We start from the raw sequence: 14,146 nt of genomic DNA, 5'->3' as shown, positions 1-14,146 counted from the left end.
AGCGCCCGGGGGTCTAGCCGTAGAAGAGCTGTTCGAATGCTCGGCGTGCCCGTCGGGTCACTCCGAGATAGTCGTCGTCGAGGACGCTCGCCGAGCGGTCCGGATAGCCGAGCAGTCGCCCGATCGCGTCCAGGTCGCGGGGGTCGGTCGGCAGGACGTCACTGGTCTTGCCGGTGAACAGGGTGATCGCGGATCGCAGTCTGCTCGACAGCAGCCAGGCCTCGCGCAGCAGGTCGGCCGACTCCGACGGCACGAAGCCCGCCGTGACCGCGGCGTCGAGTGCCGTGAGCGTCGACGTCGTCCGCAGCTCCGGCACCTCGTGGGCGTGCTGGAGCTGCAGCAGCTGCACCAGCCACTCGACGTCGCTCAGTGTCCCTGGCCCGAGCTTCAGATGCCGCCGCGGATCGACACCCTGCGGAAGGCGTTCGCCCTCGACCCTCGCCTTGATCCGCTTGATCTCGCGCGTGCCTTGGAGGTCGATCTCGGCCGGGTAGCGGATGCTGTCGGCGAGCCGGGTGAACTTCTCGATGAGAGTCGTGCTGCCGGCCACTCCTCGGGCCCGCAGCAGCGCCTGCGCCTCCCAGGAGAGGGACCAGCGGCGGTAGTACTCGGCGTAGGCGTCGATCGAGCGGACCACAGGGCCGTTGCGGCCCTCGGGACGCAGATCGGCGTCGAGGTCGAGCGGCACCCGGTGATCGGTGAGGTGCTCCCGGAGCCCTGCGACGATCTTGCTGGCGAGAGACTGCGCGCGCTGCGGGTCGACTCCGTTGGCGTCGTACACGTAGAGGATGTCGGCGTCGGACCCGAAGCCGAGCTCCGCGCCACCGAAGCGCCCCATGCCGATCACTGCGAAGTCGAGGGCGTCGTCCTCGGCGGGGACGATCTCGCGCCGCACGGCGCGCAGAGCCGACTGGATCGTCGCATCCGTGATCTCGGTGAGGGACGTGGCGATCTGCTCGATCGAGAGCACGTCGAGCACGCCGCCCATCGCGGTGCGCAGCAGCTCACGACGCCGCAGCGCGCGCACCGCCTGCAGTGCACCGCCCACACTGCGGTGGCGGGTCTGGATCGCCCTCGCCTCCTCGTCGAGCGCTGCACCGCTGCGGGGGCGCAGCAGCTCGCTGCTGTCGAGCCAGGCGACGGACTCCGGGATCCACTCCATCAGCTCCCCCACGTACCGCGATGACGACAGCAGTCGGGTCAGACTCTCCGCTGCACCGGAGGAGTCGCGCAGCATCCGCAGGAACCAGGGCGTGTCGCCGAGCCTCTCGCTGATGCGTCGGAAGGCGATCAGCGCGTAGTCGGGGTCGCTGCCGTCGGCGAACCAGCGGACCATCACGGGCATGAGGTGCCGCTGGATGGTCGCCTTGCGGCTGAGTCCCGTCGTGAGCGCCCCGATGTGACGGAGGGCGCCGGCGGGGTCGCGGAACCCGATCGCCATCAGCCTGTCGTGCGCCTGCTCGGTCGACAGCGTCCGCTCCTCCTCGGGGAGCGAGGCCACCGCGCTGAGCAGCGGGCGGTAGAACAGCCGCGTGTGGATGTCGCGCACCTCGCGCCGCACGCTCTCCCAGCGAGCCCAGATTGCCTCCCCCGAGTCGCCGAGCCCCGTGCTGCGGGCCAGCACGCGGAGCCCTGCGGGTGTGCGGGGCATCAGGTGGGTGCGGCTGAGATCCGTGAGCTGCAGGCGGTGCTCCATCAGCCGCAGGACGCAGTAGTCGTCGGCGAAGGATGCCGCCTCGGCCCGCCCGATGTAACCGCCCTCGACCAGCGCATCCAGGCTCTCCAGAGTGCCGCGCGTGCGCAGCCGTGCATCCGTCAGGCCGTGCACGAGCTGCAGGAGCTGGACGGTGAACTCGATGTCGCGCAGCCCACCGGATCCGAGCTTGATCTGGTACGGCGCATCCTCGGGGTCGATGTGCTCCATGACGCGTTCGCGCATCCGCTGCACGCTGTCGACGAAGTTCTCCCTCGCGGCGCTCGAGAAGACCTTCGGCTGGAGCGCTGCGATGTAGGCCGCCCCGAGCTCCGGATCACCGGCGAGCGGACGCGCCTTGAGCAGTGCCTGGAACTCCCAGCTCTTCGCCCACCGGTCGTAGTACGCGAGATGGGAGCCGAGGGACCGCACCAGCGCTCCCTGCTTGCCCTCCGGTCGGAGCGCCGCATCGACCTCCCACAGCGGCGGCTCGACCTCGATCCCGCTCAGCGCGCGCATCGTCTCCCTGGCGAGACGCGTGGCGATGTCGATCGCCCGCGCCTCCGAGACGACCTCTTCGTCGATCGTGCCGCCGACGAAGATGACGTCGACGTCGCTGACGTAGTTCAGCTCTCGGGCTCCCGCCTTGCCCATCCCGATCACGGCGAGCTGCGTGGCGGCGACCTGGTCGCGGCTCACGGTGTCGGTGAGGCGTCGGCGGGCGATCGCGAGCGCCGCCTCGAGCGCGGCGCCGGCGATGTCGGCGAGGGCCGCGGCGACATCGCCCACGATGCGCACCGGGTTGTGCGCGGTCAGGTCGATCGCTGCGATCTCGGCGAGGTTGCGGCGATACGCCACGCGCAGGGTCACGACCGCGGCGTCATCGCCCGACTCCGCGAAGCCGTCGACGGCCCCGACGGCGTCGAGCATGCGACGACGCAGTTCGTCGGCGGACGGGAGGTCCGCCGACGCGTCACCGAGCACGGAGATCTGATCCGGATGCCGCAGGAAGAAGTCCGCGAAGCCGTGGGACGCGCCGAACACCCGCCAGGCTCGTCTGCGCGCTCGCGCATCGCCGAACAGCGTGGCAAGAGGCGCAGGGTCGCGTCGCGCCACGCGCAGCATCCCCTCGACGGCCGCGTCCGGATCGGCGGCGTCGGCCTCGCCCAGCAGGAGCGAGCGCTCGACGCCGATCAGCGTCGCGAGTTCCGTGAGGTTCTCTGCCGCCTCACTGAGCTCGGCGAAACCCAGCCTGGCCAGCGCGGAGAGTGAGACGGAATCGTCCGAACGGGCCATGCGCGACGCTCAGAGAAGCTCGAGGTTGTTCTTCAGCTCCAGCGGCGTGACCTGACCGCGGTACGCCTCCCACTCCTTGCGCTTGTTCAGCAGCACGTAGTTGAAGACCGACTCGCCCAGCGTCTCGGCCACGAGCTCGGAGCTCTCCATGTACTCGAGCGCATGGTCGAGGCTCGCCGGCAGTGCCGAGTAGCCGAGCGCACGGCGCTCCGCGTCACTGAGCGACCACACGTTGTCCTCGGCCTCGGGCGGCAGCTCGTACTCCTCCTCGATGCCCTTGAGGCCGGCGGCCAGCATGAGCGCGTACGCGAGGTACGGGTTGGCCGCGGAGTCGAGCGCGCGGTACTCCACGCGCGACGAACCGCCCTTGTTGGGCTTGTACATCGGAACACGCACGAGCGCCGAGCGGTTGTTGTGGCCCCAGGTGACGAAGCTCGGCGCCTCGTCGCCGCCCCAGAGCCGCTTGTACGAGTTGACGAACTGGTTCGTCACCGCCGCCATCTCGTTCGCGTGCTTCAGCAGACCGGCGATGAAGTGGCGCCCGGTCTTGGACAGCTGGTACTTCGCGCCCTCTTCGTAGAACGCGTTGCGCTCGCCTTCGAAGAGCGACATGTGCGTGTGCATCCCGCTCCCCGGGTGCCCGCTCAACGGCTTGGGCATGAATGTCGCATAGACGCCCTGCTCGATCGCGACCTCCTTGATGACCGTGCGGAAGGTCATCACGTTATCCGCCATCGTCAGCGCATCCGCATACCGCAGGTCGATCTCGTTCTGCCCCGGACCGCCCTCGTGGTGACTGAACTCGACGGAGATGCCGAGGTCCTCGAGCATCCGCACCGAACGACGGCGGAAGTCGTGGGCGGTGCCTCCTGGGACGTTGTCGAAGTACCCGGCGGAGTCGACGGGAACGGGTCCCTCCGGACCGAACGACGAGGACTTCAGCAGGTAGAACTCGATCTCGGGATGCGTGTAGAAGGTGAATCCGGCATCCGCGGCCTTCGCGAGGGTGCGCTTGAGCACGTGACGCGGGTCGGAGACGGCCGGACGACCGTCCGGCGTCGTGATGTCGCAGAACATGCGAGCCGTGGGGTCGATCTCGCCGCGCCACGGGAGCGTCTGGAACGTGGTGGGGTCCGGCTGCGCGAGCAGATCGGACTCATAGCTGCGGGTGAGGCCCTCGATGGCGGAGCCGTCGAAGCCGATGCCCTCGGCGAAAGCCCCCTCGACCTCGGCCGGCGCGATCGCGACGGACTTGAGAGTGCCGATGACATCGGTGAACCACAGGCGGACGAACTTGACGCCGCGCTCTTCGATCGTCCGGAGGACGAAATCCCTCTGCTTGTCCATCGTCACTCTGCGCCCTTGCGCGTTCCGGCGTCCCAGCCGTTCTCGGCCGCTTCCTCTTCGGCCCAGGCGCGCGAGCGCTCCTGCAGCTTCTGCGGCGCGTGCGCGGCCTCCGCCTCGGTGTCGAAGGGGCCCACTCGGTCGACCGACGGCGACAGCATGCCGAACTCCACCTGTCCGGTCTCCAGGTTGTACCAGTACTTCTCATCGCCGTTCGACATGGCAGATCCCCTTCATCACGTGGTGTCATCGATCCTACTGGCGCGGGGCGCGGTCGCTAAGCTAGCGACCATGGCAAAAGCGATCGGCGTCGACATCGGCGGCACGGGAATCAAGGCAGGCATCGTCGACCTCGAGCACGGCATCATGGCCTCGGACAGGGTGCGCGTACCCACTCCTGAGGGCGCATCCCCGCAGGATGTCCTGCAGGCCGTGCAGACGGTCCTCAAGACCCTCGACGTCCACGACTCGACTCTGCCGCTCGGCGTCGCCTTCCCGGCGATCGTCAAGCGCGGCAAGACCCTCTCGGCGGCCAATGTCTCGAAGGAGTGGCTGGACTTCGACGCCGAGCGGTTCTTCCGCGACGGGCTCGGCCGCAACATCGTCTTCGTGAACGATGCGGATGCCGCCGGCGTCGCCGAGGCCCGCCACGGCGCAGCGCGGGATGTGCGCGGCTTCACGCTGCTCACCACGCTCGGCACGGGTATCGGGTCCGCGTTCCTGTACGACGGCGTCCTGCTGCCGAACACGGAGCTCGGTCACCTGAACTTCGGCGAGTACGAGTCGGTCGAGACCTACGCTGCGACCTCGGCGCGCGAACGCGAGGGTCTCAGCTGGGCCGAGTGGGCAGAGCGCCTGCAGAAGTTCTACTCGCACATCGAGTTCCTGTTCAGCCCCGACCTGTTCGTGGTCGGCGGCGGCGTGTCGAAGAACGCCGGGGACTTCCTCCCCCTGCTCGACCTGAAGACGCCGATCGTCCCGGCGATCCACCGCAACAACTCGGGCATCATCGGCGCCGCGTCGCTCGCCGGCGACTGACCCTCCACCCCTCCGGACACGAGAAGGCCCCGCTGGATCAGCGGGGCCTTCTGCACGTCGAGGCGAATGGGCCGACCTGTACGCCGGGTTCTGTTCCGGGGTTCTTCGCCCCTTCGACGGCCATCTCTCTCGGCGACACGTTGCCGTGGCACTCTAGCGGTCTACCCGAGGACTCGGCGAGCCGCGTCAACATCCTCTGTCTGACCTTGCTCCGGACGAGGTTTACCTGGCGGGCCATGTCACCATGGCCCCCGGTGGTCTCTTACACCACCCTTTCACCCTTACCCCTTGCGGGGCGGTCTGCTCTCTGTGGCACTTTCTCGCGGATTGCTCCGGGTGGGCGTTACCCACCGTCCTGCCCTGAGGAGCCCGGACGTTCCTCGGTGCGGTTGCCCGCCACGCGACCGTCCAGTCGACCCATTCGCGCCTCCAGTCTACGACCAGCGCGTCTCACTTCTCAGCCGACTCCGCGATCCGCAGATCGAGCGGGACATCGATGGGAAACCCGCCGAAGAGGCGACGAGTGGCCACCGCCGCGGCCTCGCGCACCGCGTCGGCCGCAGCCTCCGCCTGCTCGGCGGGGACGTGCAGGATCACCTCGTCGTGCAGGAAGAAGGCCAGATGCGCGCGAGAGCGGAACACCCCGGATGCGGGCGCCGGCGTCTCGGCGTCCGGAAGCCGCTGCAGGCGGTGCCTGATCTCCGCGAGCCAGATCAGCGACCATTCGGCTGCGGTGCCCTGCACCACGAAGTTCCGGGTGAACCGGCCCCAGTCACGCGCACGGCGTCTGGCGAGGGCGACGTCGGCGGGATCGGCGTCGGCATCGGTCGCCTGCGCCTGCATGGCCTCCCACTGGGTGGACGGCCGAGGGGACGAACGCCCGAGCCAGGTGGACACGACTCCCCCGTCCTCCCCGAACCGCGCCGCCTTGTCCACGAGCGCCATCGCTCGGGGATACACCTTGCGCAGGCGTGGGACGAGTCGACCGCTGTCGCCGGTCGTCGCCCCGTACATCGCCCCCAGGACGGCGTATTTGGCCTCCTCACGCGTCGCCACGGCGCCGGACTCGACAACGCCCGCGTACAGATCCTTGCCCTGCGCCGCTCGGGCCATCGCCCGATCGCCCGCCATCCCCGCCAGCATCCGCGGTTCGAGCTGCGCGACGTCGGCGACGACCAGCGTCCAGCCCTCGTCGGCCCGCACCGCGGCGCGCAGGTTGCGCGGCAGCTGCAGGGCCCCGCCGCCCGCCGACGCCCAGCGCCCCGTCACCACACCGCCGGTGATGTAGATCGGACGGAACCGCCCGTCGTGCACCCACTCGGCGAGCCACGCCCATCCGTTCGCACTCAGCAGCCTCGACAGCTTCTTGTAGGCGAGCAGCGGCTCGACCACGGCGTGGCTGTGCTGCGCAAGCTCCCACCGGCTTGTGGATTCGACCTGCACCCCCACCCGGTGCAGCGCCCTGAGCAGCTTCGGCTGGCTCTCGAGGTTGAGCGTCGGATCACCCAGGATCGACCGGACCTGCTCGCCCTGCGCCACCATCCGGCTCGGGAGTCCGCCCGCCGCAGGACGAGTCCCGAGCACGTCGGTGAGGATCGCATCGTGCACGGCCTCATTCCAGGGCAGACCTGCGACGCGCATCTCCTCGGCGATCAGTCCTCCGGCGGACTCCGCCGAGGTGAGCAGAGTCAGGCGGCCGTCTTTGCAGTCCCGCAGCACGCGGCGCTGCTCCCGGTACTGATCCAGAGCCGCACCGACAGGGTCGTCGACGTCATCGTGCGGAGTGACGTCGAACAGGGCAGGCGCCTCGTCGACCGGATCCCGGCGCAGCCAGGTGTCGGACGGGGCGAGCGGACGCGCGACCATGTCGGTGTCGCGGAGGATCGCATGGCACAGCAGCAGGTCGTGCGATCGTCCGATCAGCACGCCGTCAGCAAGCAGCAGGGGGTAGAGCTCCCGCGCACTGCGGATCACCCAGCGCGGCGGATTCTCGGCCTCCTGCGCGGCCACCCAGGTCGACAGCTCAGATGCGGAGAGGACGGTTCGCGCTGCCTCGACATCATCCCCGTCGAGCTCGACCGCGGTGTACGCGCCGGGCGCGGTCGCCACGAGGACGACACGGCGTTCGTTCGGCGGGCGCGAGCTCACCGCCGTCGCGCGCGCGGCGCGGGGGTCACAGCCCGGATTCCTCGGTACGCACCAGGATGCAGCCGCACTCGGGGCAGGACACCACGAGGTCGTCGGCGGCGTTGCGGATGTCGTTGAGATCGGTGCTGGGCAGCATCATGCGGCAGCCCTCGCACGTGCCACGGGTCAGCAGTGCGGCACCCGCGCTGTTGGCGGCCCGGCGCGTGTACTCGGCCAGCAGCGGCGCGGGCACTCCGGAGGTCACGGCCTCGCGATCGCGGGTCAGCTGCGCTCCGAGCTCGGTCGCGGCCGCGACCTCGGCCTTGGCCTGTGCGGTGAGCGCGCTGCCCTCGGAGGTGGTGGTGTCGAGCAGAGCCTGCTGCGCCGCCACGGCGGCGTCGGCGTCCTCGACCCGCCCCATGACGTCGAGCTCGATGTCCTCGAGATCGCTCTGTCGCTTCGCGAGGCTGGCGATCTCGTGCTCGAGCGCCTGTGCCTCTTTGGAGTTCGTCGCGGCGGCGAGACGGTCGGCGTCGCGCGCGCGACGCTGCTCGACCAGCTTCACGTCCGCCTCGAGCCGGGTCAGCTCGGTGCGCACATCATCGCGACGGCCGGTCAGCGTGGTCAGCTCGCGGAGCTGCTCCTGCCGGATCGCGACGAGCTCGGAGATGCGAGCGGCCTGTGGAGGCTTGGTGCGCGCGCGTTCCGCCTGCGCGATGCGCCGGTCCAGGTCGGCGACGTCGAGAAGGATGCGCTGGTGTTCCGGGCTGGCGTTCACGCTTTCAAATCTAGTCGCTGCTCGAGCGATCCATCACCCGACCAGACCGTCGAGATAGAACCACCGACGGTCCTCGCGCACGAACCTGCTGCGTTCGTGGAGCGAGCCGCGCTCGTCCCCCTGGCGCCAGAACGCCTCGAACTCGACGACTCCCTCGCGATCGAAGGGCCCACCGGCTTCGCGGTCGAGGATGTCGAGCCGCCGCCATCGCAGGCCGTCGTCGAGATCGATGTCGTCGGGGCGCGTCGAGGGATGCCAGCTCGACAGAAGATATGACCCGTCTCCGACGGCGAAGGCGGTGAACCGGGATCGCATCAGGCGTTCGGCGGTGGGGGCGGCCGCTCCGTCGAGCAGCGGAGCGCAGCACGCCCCGAAGGTCTCCCCAGAGCCGCAGGGACATCTGGCCGCATTATCGGGGATGCCGTCACGCGGCGCCATCCTCTCCGCTGCTGTCATGGCCCCAGCGTACGCTGACGCCATGACGGCTCTTCCCCATTTCACCGCGCACAACGGCTTCACCCTCCCGGCCCTCGGACTCGGCACGTACGCCCTCAACGGCGATACGGGAGCGGAGTCCGTCGCGACCGCCATCGATGCCGGATACCGCCTCCTCGACACCGCGTTCAACTACGAGAACGAGGGCTCGGTCGGTCGTGGTCTCCGAGCCGCCGGCGTCGACCGCTCCGAGATCATCGTCACGACCAAGCTCCCCGGCCGGCATCACCCGTCGGCCAAGGCCTGGACGAGCATCGAGGAGAGTCGCTCCCGGCTCGGCCTGGACGTGACCGACCTGCACCTGATCCACTGGCCCAATCCCCACCAGGACGAGTACGTGCAGGCCTGGCAGGCACTGGTCGACGCGCAGCAGCGCGGGGTCGTGCGACAGATCGGCGTCTCGAACTTCCTCCCTGAGCATCTCGAGCGCATCGAGCGCGAGACGGGCGTGCGGCCGGTCGTGAACCAGATCGAGGTGCACCCGTACTTCCCGCAGAGCGAGCAGCTGGCCTTTCACCGCGAGCACGGCATCCTCACCGAGGCGTGGAGTCCGCTGGGTCGTGCGCAGGAGCTCCTCGACGAGCCGGTGATCCGAGAGGTCGCCGCCGCACACGACATTTCCCCCGCGCAGGTCGTCCTGGCCTGGCATGTGGCGCGCGAGACGGTCGCCATCCCGAAGGCCTCGTCGCGCGAGCATCAGGTCTCGAACCTCGCGGCGGGGGCCGTGGTGCTCGACCAGGCGGAGGTGGAGTCCATCACCGCGCTCGGGCGCCCGGACGGTCGGCTGTTCGATGCGGATCCCGCATCGCACGAGGAGTCCTGAGGCTGCGCCGACGCCGATCGCCGGCACGTCGCGCTTCTAGACTGGCGGCATGCCGGTCATCGCAGGGATCCCGATCACACCGGCGACGGCTCGGCTGTACTTCGCCGTGCAGGCCGTGGCAGGAGCGATGTGGTGGATCCTCGTCCCGCTGTCCGACGACGTGCGCCGCGTCACCCTCGGAGACCTGCCGGCCGGCCTCGTGGCGGCGTTCGATCTCCCGTTCTTCGTCGCCGCCTCCGCCCTGATCGCGGCGGGCGCGCGGTGGGCGATCTGGGTCGCCGTCCCGTGGACCACGATCGTGGCCGTCGGCATGGCCGTCTACGCCACGATGACGGGCCTCGCCGGGTGGGGCGCTCTGGCCATGGTGGTCGCCGCCGGAGCGAGTATTGCGGCGGGGATCGTCCTGCTGTGCGGACGAGCACCCGTCGAATGGCTCGTCACCGGCCCGCTGGCGTTCCGTCCGGCGGCGAGAGTCGGCACCCGGGCGCTGCTCGCCCGCACGGGACTGCAGACGCTGTTCTTCTGGGGCACCTTCCTGCTCGTCATCCCGCTCGTGGTCTCGTTCGTCGAAGCCCGCTGGTCACTGCGCATCGAGGTTCCGCTCGTCGTGCATCTCGCCGGCGGTGCGCTGCTCACCACGGCGACCGCGCTCGGAATCTGGTCGGCGGTGTCGATGTCGGTCGACGGCGACGGGACGCCTCTTCCGTCCCAGATGGCTCGACGACTGGTGATCAGCGGCCCCTACCGGTACGTCCGCAATCCGATGGCCGTCGCCGGCATCGCGCAAGGGATCAGCGTCGGCCTCATCCTCGGCTCGTGGCTGGTGGTCGCCTACTCGCTCTTCGGCTCCGTGCTCTGGAACTCGGTCGTCCGGCCGCTCGAGGAGGCGGACCTGGAAGAGCGGTTCGGATCGGAGTTCGTCGAGTACAGCCGCAGGGTCTCCTGCTGGGTGCCGGTCAGACCCGCTGCGTTCCGAGCACTCTGAGCAGTTCGAGCTTGCTCGCGGCATCGCTGCCCGGTGCCGCTGTCAGCACCACCAGCGCCTGGGACTCGTCCTCGGTGAACAGCGCCTGGCAGTCGACCTCGATCGCGCCGATCTCGGGATGGATGAGCACCTTGTGATCCTCGAAGCGCCGCTGCACCTCGTGCACCTCCCACAGCGCGGCGAACTCGGGGCTGCGCGTGATGAGCTCTCGCACGATGTCCCCCGCCCTGGACTGCTCCCCCAGAGCACCGTAGGCGGCCCGCAACGAGGCGACGAGCACTCGGCTGCGGTGCTCGTGATCCGGCCGCGGGTATCGGCCCCGCTCCTCGTCGGGTGCCGTGAACCACCGATAGATGCCGCTGCGCTCGAGACCCTCGAAGCCGCTCGCGTCGCCCAGGAGGGCTCTGGCCGGCTCGTTCTGGACCAGCACCTCGTCGAGCACCGAGACGACGAAGGCCGGAGTGTCCTCCAGACGGTCGAGCACTCGGAGCATGCCGGGATGCACATAGTCGGTGAAGACGGTGCGGTCGGGAGCGCTGTGCCCGCTGACGCGGTGCAGGTAGTCCCGTTCATCCGGCGTCAGCCGCAGCGCCCTGGCGAGGGAGGCGAGCATCTGCACGCTCGGCTGCGGTCCGCGCTGCTGCTCGAGCCTCGCGTAGTAGTCGGTCGACATCGCGGCGAGCTGGGCGACCTCCTCGCGACGCAGGCCGGCCGTCCGACGCCGGGCTCCGGTACTGAGGCCGACGTCGGACGGCTTCAGCTGCGCCCTGCGCCGCACGAGGAAGTCTGCGAGTGCTTCTCTGTCCACCTCAGCAGTATGCCGCGGCCGCTCGCCCGCATCCAGGGATCGCGGGTCCCTGGACAGGCGCTCCCTGGTGAACGGTGTCACGGGGCCTGACAGTGGAGACATGAACATCAGCGGAAACACCATCTTCATCCCCGGGGCGACGAGCGGCATCGGCCTCGCTCTCGCCCAGCAGCTGGCCGCACGCGGCAACACCGTCATCGTGGGCGGCCGCAGGCAGGAGCTGCTGACCACGATCGCCGCCGAGAACCCCGCGCTGGACACCGTGCGGATCGACACGACGGATGCCGACAGCATCCGCTCCGCCGCCGCGACCGTGCTGGCGAAGCACCCCGATCTCGACGTCCTGGTCACGATGGCCGGCATCATGCGCGTCGAGGACTGGACCGCACCGGCCGGGTTCCTCGATACCGCCGAGGCGACGGTCACCACCAACCTGCTGGGACCGATCCGCCTGATCGCCGCATTCATCGAGCACCTGCAGACCCGCCCCGATGCGACGATCATGACGGTCTCCTCCGGCCTCGCCTTCACGCCGCTGCGGGTGACACCGACCTACAACGCTACGAAGGCGGCCATCCACATGCTCAGCGAATCGCTGCGGCTGCAGCTGGCGGACACGACAGTGCAGGTGCTCGAGCTGGAGCCCCCGTCGGTGCGCACCGCCCTGATGCCGGGGCAGGAGACCAGCGACTTCGCGATGCCGCTCGATGACTTCGTGACCGAGGTGATGCAGCTGATCGAGACGCAGCCGGAGGCCACCGAGATCCAGGTCGAGAACGTCAAGTTCCTGCGGTACGCCGAGGCCAGGGGCGAGTACGACCAGGTCGTCTCCACCCTCAACCGTCGCGACCCGCACGGACACTGACCCTGCTGCTGTCGTCGTGAGCTGCGGTCGGTCCGGCGATCAGAGCGCCGCGTCGACCGCAGACTGCGCGGTCGGGTGCGTGAAGACGAACCCGGAGCCCTCCAGCACCGTCGGACGCACATCCGCGTCCGACAGCAGCAGGGAATCCGCCGCCGCAGAGCTGAGCGCGAGCCGGAGCGCGAAAGCGGGGACCGGGAGCCAGAACGGGCGCCGCATGCCCTGCGCCAGCGCCCGACCGATGTCATCGGCCGACGCGCGGGTGGGACCCGTGAAGTTGACCGGGCCTTCGAGTTGCGCGTCGATCACGTGTCGGATGCCTCGCACCTCGTCGTCGAGCGAGATCCACGGCCAGATCTGCGTTCCCGGCCCGATCGGCCCCGCGACACCGAACCGGGTGAGCTGCACGAGCGGCTTCAGGACGCCCTTCCGATGGATGATCGGCGCGGTACGCAGGAGCGCGACTCTGCTGTGCTCCCCGGCGCGCAGCGCCTCCTGCTCCCACCGGACGCAGAGCTGCGCGAGGAACGTGTCGCCGGCCAGCGAATCCTCGGTGAGAGTCTCCCCCGGCGCCGATCCGTAGTATCCGACCGCGGACGCCGACACCAGAGCCGGGGCATCGTCGCGCAGTGCCCGCACGGCCGTGGCGATCGTCCTCGTCGTCGTCAGCCGGGACTCGACCAGCTCACGCCGGTAACGGCGGGTCCAGGGCAGGCGCCCCACGCTCGCGCCGCCGAGGGCCACGACGGCATCCGCTCCGGCGAGGACATCCGGATCGAGCTCTCGCTCCCCCGGCTCCCACTGCACCTCGGAGCTCTCGCGCGGCGGGCGCCGAACGAGGGTCGTGACCTCCGCCCCATCCGCACGCAGCGACGAGGCCAGCGCGGTGCCTATCAAACCGGATGCTCCGCTGATCACGATCCGCTGCGCCATGACTGCTCCCCTGCTGTCTCCCCGGACCCGCCCGATATCTCGGTTCCATCCGTCTCCGTGAGTCTGTCACGTCCGCCGGGCCCGGGCGATGTCGGCGGCGGAGGTTACCGTGCCGATGTGACCGAATCCGTGCAGGCCTGGTGGGCGAGACGCCAGTTCTCGCGTGGCCGCGACGTGCCGTACGAGGTTGGCACCTACCGCTCGGCCTGGGCGGCCTATCCAGAGCTGGTCCGCCAGTACCATCCCGAGCTCAATCACGGCATCACGCTGTCGCAGGTGCCACTCGCCGCCGACGTGCTGCTGTGCTGGGAGTGCAGGGTCGGCCACCGCTTCGCGGCGACCCCCACCGAACAGCGCGAACGCCCTGGGCGCGTCCGCCGTCAGTCCGCGTGGTGTCCCGAGTGCTCATCGCTCGCCCGCCCACAGCCGGTCGTACTCGGCGAGGCCCGCGCCATCCCGCGACGCCCGAAGTCACCGACGACGCTGTGCACCAAGACGCCGGATCTGGCCACCGGCGAGGCGTTCGTCAGCGTCTGCGCGCCGGCGCCGGCATCCGCCGCCGAGGGCCGCCTGCGCGCCGCGCTCGCCGGGCGCATGACCCTCTGCCTCGACGCGAACGCGGTCAAGGTCGCGCGCCCCTTCTTCCGACACACCGAGGTGTGGCCCGACATCGTGCTGCCCGAGCTCAGAATCGCGATCGAGTACGACACGGTCGGTCGTCACGGCCTGGAACACGTGGGGAAACGGCAGGACGCGGACCTCCGCAAGGACCGCGCGCTGCGGGCCGCGGGGTGGGAGGTCATCCGGCTGCGCACCGGTCGACTCGAGCCGCTGGGGCCGCACGACCTGACGGTCTCGTCGGTCTCGGTGCGCACGGTCGACCGGCTCATCGACACCCTGCGCGACATCAGGGGGCCGCTTCTGGTCGATGCGTATCTGCGCACGGAGTGACCGGCGGACACGT

13 protein-coding genes and 1 other RNA gene are annotated in these 14,146 nt (G+C 69.8%); 5 read left to right on the top strand and 9 right to left on the bottom strand.

The window, feature by feature from the left end:
* Positions 1-13 precede the first annotated feature (13 nt).
* Genes BLW44_RS09255 through BLW44_RS09245 form a run of 3 tightly spaced genes read right to left on the bottom strand, consistent with a single transcriptional unit; the run spans position 14 to position 4,554 of the window.
* Positions 14-2,989 (bottom strand): bifunctional [glutamine synthetase] adenylyltransferase/[glutamine synthetase]-adenylyl-L-tyrosine phosphorylase, encoded by a 2,976-nt coding sequence (locus BLW44_RS09255; protein ID WP_060928177.1) that lies wholly within the window; start codon positions 2,987-2,989, stop codon positions 14-16.
* A 9-nt stretch (positions 2,990-2,998) separates the two neighbouring features.
* Positions 2,999-4,336 (bottom strand): type I glutamate--ammonia ligase, encoded by a 1,338-nt coding sequence (gene glnA, locus BLW44_RS09250; RefSeq protein WP_060928178.1) that lies wholly within the window; start codon positions 4,334-4,336, stop codon positions 2,999-3,001.
* A 2-nt stretch (positions 4,337-4,338) separates the two neighbouring features.
* Positions 4,339-4,554 (bottom strand): hypothetical protein, encoded by a 216-nt coding sequence (locus tag BLW44_RS09245; RefSeq protein WP_060928179.1) that lies wholly within the window; start codon positions 4,552-4,554, stop codon positions 4,339-4,341.
* A 70-nt stretch (positions 4,555-4,624) separates the two neighbouring features.
* Here BLW44_RS09245 and ppgK point away from each other — a divergent pair, with 70 nt between their 5' ends.
* A complete protein-coding gene (gene ppgK / locus BLW44_RS09240) occupies positions 4,625-5,371 on the top strand; it encodes a polyphosphate--glucose phosphotransferase (RefSeq protein WP_060928180.1) in 747 nt (248 codons plus the stop codon).
* A 63-nt stretch (positions 5,372-5,434) separates the two neighbouring features.
* Here the strand turns inward: ppgK and rnpB are convergent.
* The 4 genes from rnpB to BLW44_RS09220 all read right to left on the bottom strand — a co-directional run bounded on the left by rnpB (position 5,435) and on the right by BLW44_RS09220 (position 8,732).
* Positions 5,435-5,791: RNase P RNA component class A (gene rnpB / locus BLW44_RS09235), an RNA gene on the bottom strand.
* A gap of 30 nt (positions 5,792-5,821) precedes the next feature.
* Complete coding sequence (locus BLW44_RS09230) at positions 5,822-7,519, bottom strand: bifunctional 3'-5' exonuclease/DNA polymerase (RefSeq protein ID WP_139305262.1); 1,698 nt, start codon at positions 7,517-7,519, stop codon at positions 5,822-5,824.
* A gap of 25 nt (positions 7,520-7,544) precedes the next feature.
* On the bottom strand, positions 7,545-8,276 hold the full coding sequence (locus BLW44_RS09225; RefSeq protein WP_060928131.1) for a zinc ribbon domain-containing protein: 732 nt from the start codon (positions 8,274-8,276) through the stop codon (positions 7,545-7,547).
* A 33-nt stretch (positions 8,277-8,309) separates the two neighbouring features.
* Complete coding sequence (locus BLW44_RS09220) at positions 8,310-8,732, bottom strand: YchJ family protein (protein WP_082724617.1); 423 nt, start codon at positions 8,730-8,732, stop codon at positions 8,310-8,312.
* Positions 8,733-8,754: 22 nt separating this feature from the next.
* On the opposite strand from BLW44_RS09220, the gene BLW44_RS09215 reads away from it, so the two are divergent.
* Together BLW44_RS09215 and BLW44_RS09210 are read left to right on the top strand one after the other, a co-directional pair.
* The gene (locus tag BLW44_RS09215; protein ID WP_060928133.1) at positions 8,755-9,594 is read left to right on the top strand and encodes an aldo/keto reductase; all 840 of its coding nucleotides are present in this window, start codon (positions 8,755-8,757) and stop codon (positions 9,592-9,594) included.
* A gap of 49 nt (positions 9,595-9,643) precedes the next feature.
* Positions 9,644-10,579, top strand: coding sequence for a methyltransferase family protein (locus tag BLW44_RS09210; RefSeq protein ID WP_060928134.1), 936 nt, complete (start codon positions 9,644-9,646; stop codon positions 10,577-10,579).
* Here the strand turns inward: BLW44_RS09210 and BLW44_RS09205 are convergent.
* Positions 10,551-11,387, bottom strand: a complete 837-nt coding sequence (locus BLW44_RS09205) for a helix-turn-helix transcriptional regulator (RefSeq protein ID WP_060928135.1) — start codon at positions 11,385-11,387, stop codon at positions 10,551-10,553. The two genes, BLW44_RS09210 and BLW44_RS09205, sit on opposite strands and share 29 nt — an antisense overlap.
* A gap of 100 nt (positions 11,388-11,487) precedes the next feature.
* Here BLW44_RS09205 and BLW44_RS09200 point away from each other — a divergent pair, with 100 nt between their 5' ends.
* Entirely contained in the window at positions 11,488-12,252 is a 765-nt protein-coding gene (locus BLW44_RS09200; RefSeq protein WP_060928136.1) for an SDR family oxidoreductase, read from the top strand.
* Positions 12,253-12,291: 39 nt separating this feature from the next.
* On the opposite strand, the gene BLW44_RS09195 is transcribed toward BLW44_RS09200, so the two are convergent.
* Positions 12,292-13,182, bottom strand: coding sequence for a TIGR01777 family oxidoreductase (locus tag BLW44_RS09195; RefSeq protein ID WP_060928137.1), 891 nt, complete (start codon positions 13,180-13,182; stop codon positions 12,292-12,294).
* Between the two features lie 117 nt (positions 13,183-13,299).
* On the opposite strand from BLW44_RS09195, the gene BLW44_RS09190 reads away from it, so the two are divergent.
* On the top strand, positions 13,300-14,133 hold the full coding sequence (locus tag BLW44_RS09190) for a zinc-ribbon domain-containing protein (RefSeq protein ID WP_060928138.1): 834 nt from the start codon (positions 13,300-13,302) through the stop codon (positions 14,131-14,133).
* Positions 14,134-14,146: the final 13 nt, after the last annotated feature.

This window comes from Microbacterium hydrocarbonoxydans (assembly GCF_900105205.1).
Classification (GTDB): domain Bacteria; phylum Actinomycetota; class Actinomycetes; order Actinomycetales; family Microbacteriaceae; genus Microbacterium; species Microbacterium hydrocarbonoxydans.
The sequence above is the reverse complement of the archived record's forward strand: the minus strand, read 5'-3'. Positions and strand labels throughout refer to the sequence as shown.

Excerpts from the sequence above, each read along its gene's own strand:
- BLW44_RS09255 (WP_060928177.1), bottom strand. The coding sequence starts at position 2,989 with ATGGCCCGTTCGGACGATTCCGTCTCACTCTCCGCGCTGGCCAGGCTG.
- BLW44_RS09195 (WP_060928137.1), bottom strand. The coding sequence starts at position 13,182 with ATGGCGCAGCGGATCGTGATCAGCGGAGCATCCGGTTTGATAGGCACC.
- BLW44_RS09215 (WP_060928133.1), top strand. The coding sequence starts at position 8,755 with ATGACGGCTCTTCCCCATTTCACCGCGCACAACGGCTTCACCCTCCCG.
- BLW44_RS09210 (WP_060928134.1), top strand. The coding sequence starts at position 9,644 with ATGCCGGTCATCGCAGGGATCCCGATCACACCGGCGACGGCTCGGCTG.
- BLW44_RS09245 (WP_060928179.1), bottom strand. The coding sequence starts at position 4,554 with ATGTCGAACGGCGATGAGAAGTACTGGTACAACCTGGAGACCGGACAG.
- BLW44_RS09220 (WP_082724617.1), bottom strand. The coding sequence starts at position 8,732 with ATGACAGCAGCGGAGAGGATGGCGCCGCGTGACGGCATCCCCGATAAT.
- ppgK (WP_060928180.1), top strand. The coding sequence starts at position 4,625 with ATGGCAAAAGCGATCGGCGTCGACATCGGCGGCACGGGAATCAAGGCA.
- glnA (WP_060928178.1), bottom strand. The coding sequence starts at position 4,336 with ATGGACAAGCAGAGGGATTTCGTCCTCCGGACGATCGAAGAGCGCGGC.
- BLW44_RS09200 (WP_060928136.1), top strand. The coding sequence starts at position 11,488 with ATGAACATCAGCGGAAACACCATCTTCATCCCCGGGGCGACGAGCGGC.